Consider the following 6745-nt stretch of genomic DNA (forward strand, 5'->3'; position numbering starts at 1 on the left):
TGCCAGTACCGGTCGTCGTCACGCTGAAATTGCCGGTGACGGTGCCGCTGCCCACGTTCAGGTTCGCTGCCGTGGCGCTGGCGGTGAGGGCATGGGTGTTCAGCGCACCCAGGGTCAGTGCGTTGCCGCTGCCGTTGCTGACCTGGCTGACACCGGTGGTCATCAGGCTGACCGCGCCCTGCAGGTTGTTGCTGGCCGCCGTCAGCGTGATGTTGCCGGACCCCGTGGTGACACCCGTCGTGCCAGTCACCGCCAACGCGCCGGCCTGCGTGATCGCGCCGCTGCCGCTGGTGGTGACGCCGACATTGCCCGTGACCGTGCCGGTCGGCAGGACGACGTCGCCGCCAACGCTGCTGAGGGTCAGGCCTGCGCTGGTGACGCTGCCCAGTGCGACGGTGCCCGCGCCCGAACTCGCCGCGGTGAGGCTGCCGCCGCCTGTATTGAGGGTGCTGCCGGTGATGTCGCCGCCGGCCTGCAGGACGACGTTGAGGGCACCTGCCCCCGCGCCGATGCTGCCGGCGCTGAAGCTGATGTTGCGCAAGGCGATCAGGTTCAGCGTGGCCGCGCCGGTAGGCACGATGGCGGCCTGGACGTCGATGTCGCCATGTTGGCCGTTGGTGCCCAAGGCCAGGGTCTGCACCGTCACCGACGTGCCGCCGGACAGCGCATTGTTGAGGGCGCCAACGTCGACCACGGCGGCATCGTCCGTGCTGGCGAAATTCGGCGCCGCGCCAACGTTGGTGTTGGTGCCGCTGTTGGCCTTGATGACCACGTCGTTGGGGTCGAGCAGCCACTGGCCCGACCGCCCCAGCGGTGCGCTGGCGTCAACGCGGCCGAGCAGGTTGAGCTGCTGGCGGCCCGAGGTCTCGACCATGCCGCCATTGCCCCCCAGACGCCCGCCGCGGGCCCAGATGCTGCCGAGCATGTCGGTGCGTCCGTCAGCCCAGACGGCGATGCGGCCGCCATCGCCCCGTTCGGTGGCATTGGCGCGCAGCTCAGCGCCGGCACCTATCCAGGTCTGCTCGGCGTTGTGCTCGGTGCCCCTGCCCTCGAAGCCGCCACCGACCTGCAGGCTGCCGCCGCCGAGGCGCCCGGACGCGTCCAGCCGGGCGCCGTCCAGCAGCGCGAGCTTCTGGCCGAGCACGGTGATGCCGCCGCCTCGTTCGCCGCTGGCGTCCACGCTGCCATTGACGGTGGTGACGCCCACCGTGCCGCCGTCGATGACGACGCGCCCGCCCTGCTGGCTCAAGCCCCGCGCCTGCACGATGCCGTCCATGTTCAGCACCTGGCCGGCCGCGCCGCCACGAGCCTGGGCGCGCATCTCGGCGCTGCTCTCGGCCTGCACGCGGCCGCTGAATTTCAGTGCGACGTCGCGGTTGTCGTCGTTGCGCAGATTGAAGAGGACAAGGCCGTCGCCTTCCACATCCACCTGCACCGTGCTGGCTGCACCCAGCCCGACACGCCGCGCCGCGATGCTGCCTCCAACGCTGAGCTGGGGGGCGACCAGCGCCACCGTGCCGCCCGGCGCGCTGATGCTGCCGTCAGCTTGCAGCGCGCTGGCGCCCGCGCCCGCCGAGAAGCGGTAGTTGCCGGCGATGAAGGCGGTGTCGGACAGGTCCAGCGTGGACGCGACGAGACCGCCGACATCCACCTGCGATCCCCGCCCGAAGACGATGCCGCGCGGGTTGATCAGGAAGACCCGGCCGTTGGCCTGCATCTGGCCGAGGATCAGGGACGGGTCGCCACCGACGACACGATTGACCAGCACCGAATTGACGCTGGGCTGTTGGATACGCAGGCCCTCGCCCGCGGCGATGGAGAAGCTCTGCCAGTTGACGATGGCCTTGTCGCTGCCCTGCTGGATCAGGCCCGGGCGAATTGCAACCTGTCCCTGCACGACCTGGGCGCCTTGAGGCAGCGCATGGGCAGCCGGATAGGCTGCGGCAAGGCACAGAGCAAGGGCGAGGGGTTGCAGGCGCCACATCAGAAGCTCCACGATCCCTGGGCATACAGGCGCAGCTTGCTCGACTGGCTTTCGGTGCTGGCATGGCCGTGCGTGGGCGTGGCCAGGCTCATGCGGAAGGCATACGCGTTGCCGCGCGCCCATACCAGGGACAGCCCCGCGCCGCCCAGCCAGGCGCGATTCACGTAGCCGGGCTCGCGCAGCACGAGGTTGGGATCGTGGCGGTAGCGGATGAAGGCGCCGTCGTAGAAGGCCGCCAGCACCAGCTCGCTGGCCCAGCGCCCGAACAGGCTGGCCGGCGGCAGCCAGCGCAGCTCCAGGCTGGCGACGGCGCCGCTGTCGCCCGTGCCTTCGCCCGGCGCATAGGCGCGCACGCCGTTCGGCCCCCCGGCGCGGAACTGCTCGGTCGAGTCGAGGTTGGACAGGGCCCACTGGCCGCGCATCGTGAAATAGGCCAACAGCCGATTGCTCAGCACGTTCTGCAGCCGCGAGGCCGCGAAGCTGAGCTTGCGAAAGCTCGCCGCGTCGTCGCCACCGCTGGGCGCGCCGGCCGGGAAGTTGAGCCGGCCCTGCGCCAGGTTGAGCTCGAAGGTGTTGACGCTGCCGGTCAGCAGGCTGTCGCGAAAATCGCCGCTGACACCGACGCTGGCATCGTCCACATGCTTCTTCGTCGACAGGGCCGCGACCTTGTCGACATAGCGCTTGGCGTCCACCGCCCCGAGCGCAAACAGGTTGAGGTTGCGAGAGCGCACCCAGGGGTAGAGGGCGAAGAGGTTGAGCGTCGTGCCGGTGCCGTCCAGGCCGAGGGGGAATTCCTTCTTGTCGAGCTGATAGCGCACCGCCGACAGCGACGCGCCGGCCTTGAAACCGTCGGCGCCGATGGGGCTGGTGTAGCCCAGCAGCGCAAACAGCAGGCCGCCGCCGGTGGAGGCCAGCACTGATGCCGACAGACCGTCGCCGCGGCCCAGCGGGCTGGCCATGACGACCTGGGCCCCCAGGCGCTGGGCACCGATGACCTTGGAGCCATTGAGGTCGCCGTCGACGCTGCCGCTGTAGCGCGATTCGGCGCGCGGCGTGAATTCGAGGATGGCGGTGCCCGGCGCGCTGCCGGCCTTGACCTCGGCCCGCGTGACGATGCCGCGCAGGTCGTTGATCAGGAAGACCGTGCGCTCGACGGCTTCCACCGTCAGCACGTCGCCYGGCTTCAGGCGTGCCAGATAGGCCTCGACGACCTCACGGTCCACCGGCAGGCCGTCGCTCCAGTTCAGCACGACGCGGTCCAGCCGCCCCTCCAGCACGGCGATGCGCACCGTCTGGCCATCGAAGGTCTGCTCCGGGATGTAGGCGTAACCCAGGTAGAGCCCCAGGTCGCGCTGCAGGAAGCGGGTCACCTCGTTGRCAGCGTTGACGAGATCCTCGAAGCCACGGTCCTTGCCGACGAAGGCAGCAGTCAATCGCGGCAGGGCCTCGCGCAGGGCGGCTGGGGCGTCGGGCGACAGGCTGTAGGCGGTGACGTCGATTTTGAGCTCGTCGTCGGGCTTGCCGAGCTCGCGCGTGACCTGCTGCGGACGCTCGGGCGGCAGCTCGGTGTTGCGAGCCTCGGGCGGGCGGGTCAGCTCGGCCGGCGTGGGCACCACCGGCGGCGTGCCGGCTGCCCAGCCCGAGGCGCAGGCCAGCGTTTGCACAGCCAGCAGGCTGAGGCGCAAGGGCGAGCATCGGCGATGGCGGGGATCGAGCAGCAAGGTCGGGTCCGTAGCAGTGGCGGCGGGCATGACCTGGCGGTCGCACCCGTGGTGAGTCACGGCTCTGGCGTTTGAGTTCCGCGCGAGTCCCGTAAATGAGCGGATGCCGTCCGACAAGCGTGCTGCGCCGACCTGGGCACACTGGGTCCATGGCTGACTTGATCACCCGCCGCCCCGAGGGCCTGTATTGCGAGGCGGGCGGTTTCCATATCGACCCCTGGCGGCCGGTGGCGCGTGCCGTCATCACCCACGCCCATGCCGACCATTGCCGCGAGGGCCACGGCGCCTACCTCGCCCACAGCGACGCCGAAGGGCTGATGCGCTCCCGCGTGGGTCCCGACATGGCCTTCCAGGGCCTGGCCTATGGCGAGCCGTTGCAACTGGGCGAGGCAACCGTCAGCCTGCACCCTGCCGGCCATGTGCTGGGTTCGGCCCAGGTGCGGGTGGAACACCGCGGCGAGGTCTGGGTCGTGTCGGGCGATTACTTCGTCAGCGGCGCGGTGAATGCTGAGGGGGAGGCCAACACCACCTGCGCGCCCTTCGAGCCGGTGCGCTGCGATGTCTTCATCACCGAAGCCACCTTTGCCCTGCCCATCTACCGCTGGGCACCGCAGACCGAGGTGCTGGCCGAGATGCGCACCTGGTGGGCCGATTGCGCGGCCCAGGGCAAGCAGGCGCTGCTGATGGGCTACAGCCTGGGCAAGGCGCAGCGGCTGGTGGCGGGGCTGGCAACCGCGGACGCACCTGGGCCGGTGCTGGTGCATGCAGCGGTTGCGCGGCTGAACGAGGCCTATCGCGCGGCGGGCGTGGCCCTGCCGGAGGTGGAGACCGTGACGCCGGAAACGAACTTCAAGGCGCTGCGCGGCGCGCTCGTCATCGCACCGCCGGCCGTGCAGGACAGTCGCTGGGCCAAAGCGCTGGGGCCGCACAGCGACGCCTTTGCCAGCGGCTGGATGCGGTTGCGCGGCGCCCGCCGGCGCCGCAGCGTGGACCGCGGCTTCGTCTTCAGCGACCACGCCGACTGGCCGGGGCTGCTGTCGGCCATTCAATCGACCGGCGCCCAGCGCGTCATCGTCACGCATGGCGACGAGGGCGCGCTGGTGCGCTATCTGAGTGAACTGGGCTTGCAGGCCGAGGCCTTTGCGACCGAGTACGGCGACGAGACGCATGGCGTGGAGGCGGCGCAATGAAGCGCTTTGTCGCCCTCTACCTCGCCATCGACGCCAGCACGTCCACACTGGCCAAGGTGGCGGCATTGAAACGCTACCTGGCCGACGCACCCGCGCGTGATGCGGCCTGGGCCGTCTATCTGCTGGCCGGCGGCACGCCGCGCCGAGCGGTGCCCACGAGCGAGCTGCGAGCGCTGGCCTGCGAGGCGGCGGGTTTGCCGGAGTGGCTGTTCGAGGCCGGCTATGCCGTCACCGGCGACCTGGCGGAGGCCATCGCTTACGTGCTTCCCGACCCGCAGGACAAGCTCGACGAGCCGCTGGCCGACTGGATGGAGCAGCGCATCCTGCCGCTGCGTGCGCTCGACGCAGCGGCGCGACGCGAGGCCGTGTTGAGCGCGTGGCAGGGCCTGTCGGCGGACGAGCGCTTCATGTTCGTCAAGCTGGTGGGCGGGGGCTTTCGCGTCGGTGTCAGCAAGCTGCTGGTGCAGCGGGCGCTGGCCGAGTGGTCTGGGGCCGACGCGGCCGGCATCGCCCAGCGCATGATGGGCTACACCCAGATCGACACGCCGCCGACGGCCGCGCGCTTCCAGGCGCTGCTGGCCGAGGACACAAGCGGCTCTCGTGGCGGCCAGCCCTACCCCTTCTTCCTGGCGCATGCGCTGCCCGGCGAGCCGGCGGCGCTGGGCGAGCGCGGCGACTGGCTGGCGGAGTGGAAGTACGACGGCATCCGGGCCCAGGTGGTCAAGCGCGACGGCCAGGTGTGGATCTGGTCGCGCGGCGAGGAGCTGGTGACGGAACGCTTTCCGGAGGTGGTGCTGGAAGCGAGCAGCTGGCCGGATGGCACGGTGGTGGACGGCGAGCTGCTGGCCTGGCGCCACGGCGAGGCCGAGCCGGCGCCGTTTGCGCTGCTGCAAAAACGCATCGGCCGCACCAAGCTGTCCAAGGCCATCCTGGCCGAGGCCCCGGTGCGCTTGCTGGCTTATGACCTGCTGGAGAGCCAAGGCGTGGACCGTCGCCAGGAGCCCATGCATGTGCGGCGTGCGCGGCTGGAGCAGCTGGGCATTGMAACGTCGCCGCTGGTGCACGCTGGCGATTGGCCCGGGCTGGCGACGGCCCGCGAGGGCTCGCGCGAGAAGCGTGTCGAAGGGCTGATGCTGAAGCACCGGGAGTCGGCCTATGGCATCGGCCGCACCGTCGGCGCCTGGTGGAAGTGGAAGGTCGCGCCGCTCAGCGTCGACGCCGTGCTGGTCTACGCCCAGGCCGGCCACGGCCGCCGCGCCAACCTCTACACGGACTACAGCTTTGCCGTCTGGAACCGCGCGCCGCGGGATGCAGCGGAGGCTGAGGCGGCTTTGGATTCAACGGGCGGCGATCTGACACTTGTGCCGTTTGCCAAGGCCTACTCGGGGCTGACCGACGAGGAGATCAAGCGCGTGGACCGCGAGATCCGCAAGACGACGGTCGAGAAGTTCGGGCCGGTGCGGCGCGTGCGGCCGACGATGGTGTTCGAGCTGGGCTTCGAGGGCATCCAGGCGAGCTCGCGGCACAAGAGTGGCATCGCGGTAAGGTTTCCGCGCATGCTGCGGATAAGGGATGACAAGCCGTTGTGGGAGGCGGATACGTTGGCGTCGTTGAGGGCCTTGATGGATGCGGTGGCGTGATGTTGGTTGCTTTTGCGACGAGTGCTCTTGATCGATGCATTGCCGGGAGTCCGTCCCGGCGGCCGGGTAACTTTCTTCTGCGGGGCCAGAAGAAAGTCACCAAAGAAGAGGCCCTGAACCGCACACCAGCACCACATGCACGAGCTGCGCCGTGCAACARCCGSYCGGTGAGTGGGCAGACGCGAGCCGCTGCGCTCTCGCTGCTGTCCC

Annotated in this window: 4 protein-coding genes; 2 read left to right on the forward strand and 2 right to left on the reverse strand. The window is 70.1% G+C overall.

Translation table 11 applies throughout. The features are described 5' to 3' along the window. Positions 1-1984, reverse strand: a 1984-nt coding sequence (locus tag ACXJKR_RS20435) for a two-partner secretion domain-containing protein (RefSeq protein WP_457324370.1), incomplete at its 3' end; no start/stop codon positions are given. Continuing rightward, a complete protein-coding gene (locus tag ACXJKR_RS20440) occupies positions 1984-3705 on the reverse strand; it encodes a ShlB/FhaC/HecB family hemolysin secretion/activation protein (RefSeq protein WP_457324371.1) in 1722 nt (573 codons plus the stop codon). The genes ACXJKR_RS20435 and ACXJKR_RS20440, both read right to left, overlap by 1 nt. 149 nt (positions 3706-3854) lie before the next feature. On the opposite strand from ACXJKR_RS20440, the gene ACXJKR_RS20445 reads away from it, so the two are divergent. Next, complete coding sequence (locus ACXJKR_RS20445; protein ID WP_457324372.1) at positions 3855-4895, forward strand: ligase-associated DNA damage response exonuclease; 1041 nt, start codon at positions 3855-3857, stop codon at positions 4893-4895. Beyond that, positions 4892-6535, forward strand: a complete 1644-nt coding sequence (locus tag ACXJKR_RS20450; RefSeq protein WP_457324373.1) for an ATP-dependent DNA ligase — start codon at positions 4892-4894, stop codon at positions 6533-6535. Before ACXJKR_RS20445 ends, ACXJKR_RS20450 begins: the two co-directional genes overlap by 4 nt. Positions 6536-6745 lie beyond the last annotated feature (210 nt).

It is taken from the genome of Roseateles sp. P5_E11 (assembly GCF_054049355.1).

Bases quoted from the DNA above. Each gene is read 5' to 3' on its own strand.
- ACXJKR_RS20445 (WP_457324372.1), top strand. From the start codon at position 3,855: ATGGCTGACTTGATCACCCGCCGCCCCGAGGGCCTGTATTGCGAGGCG.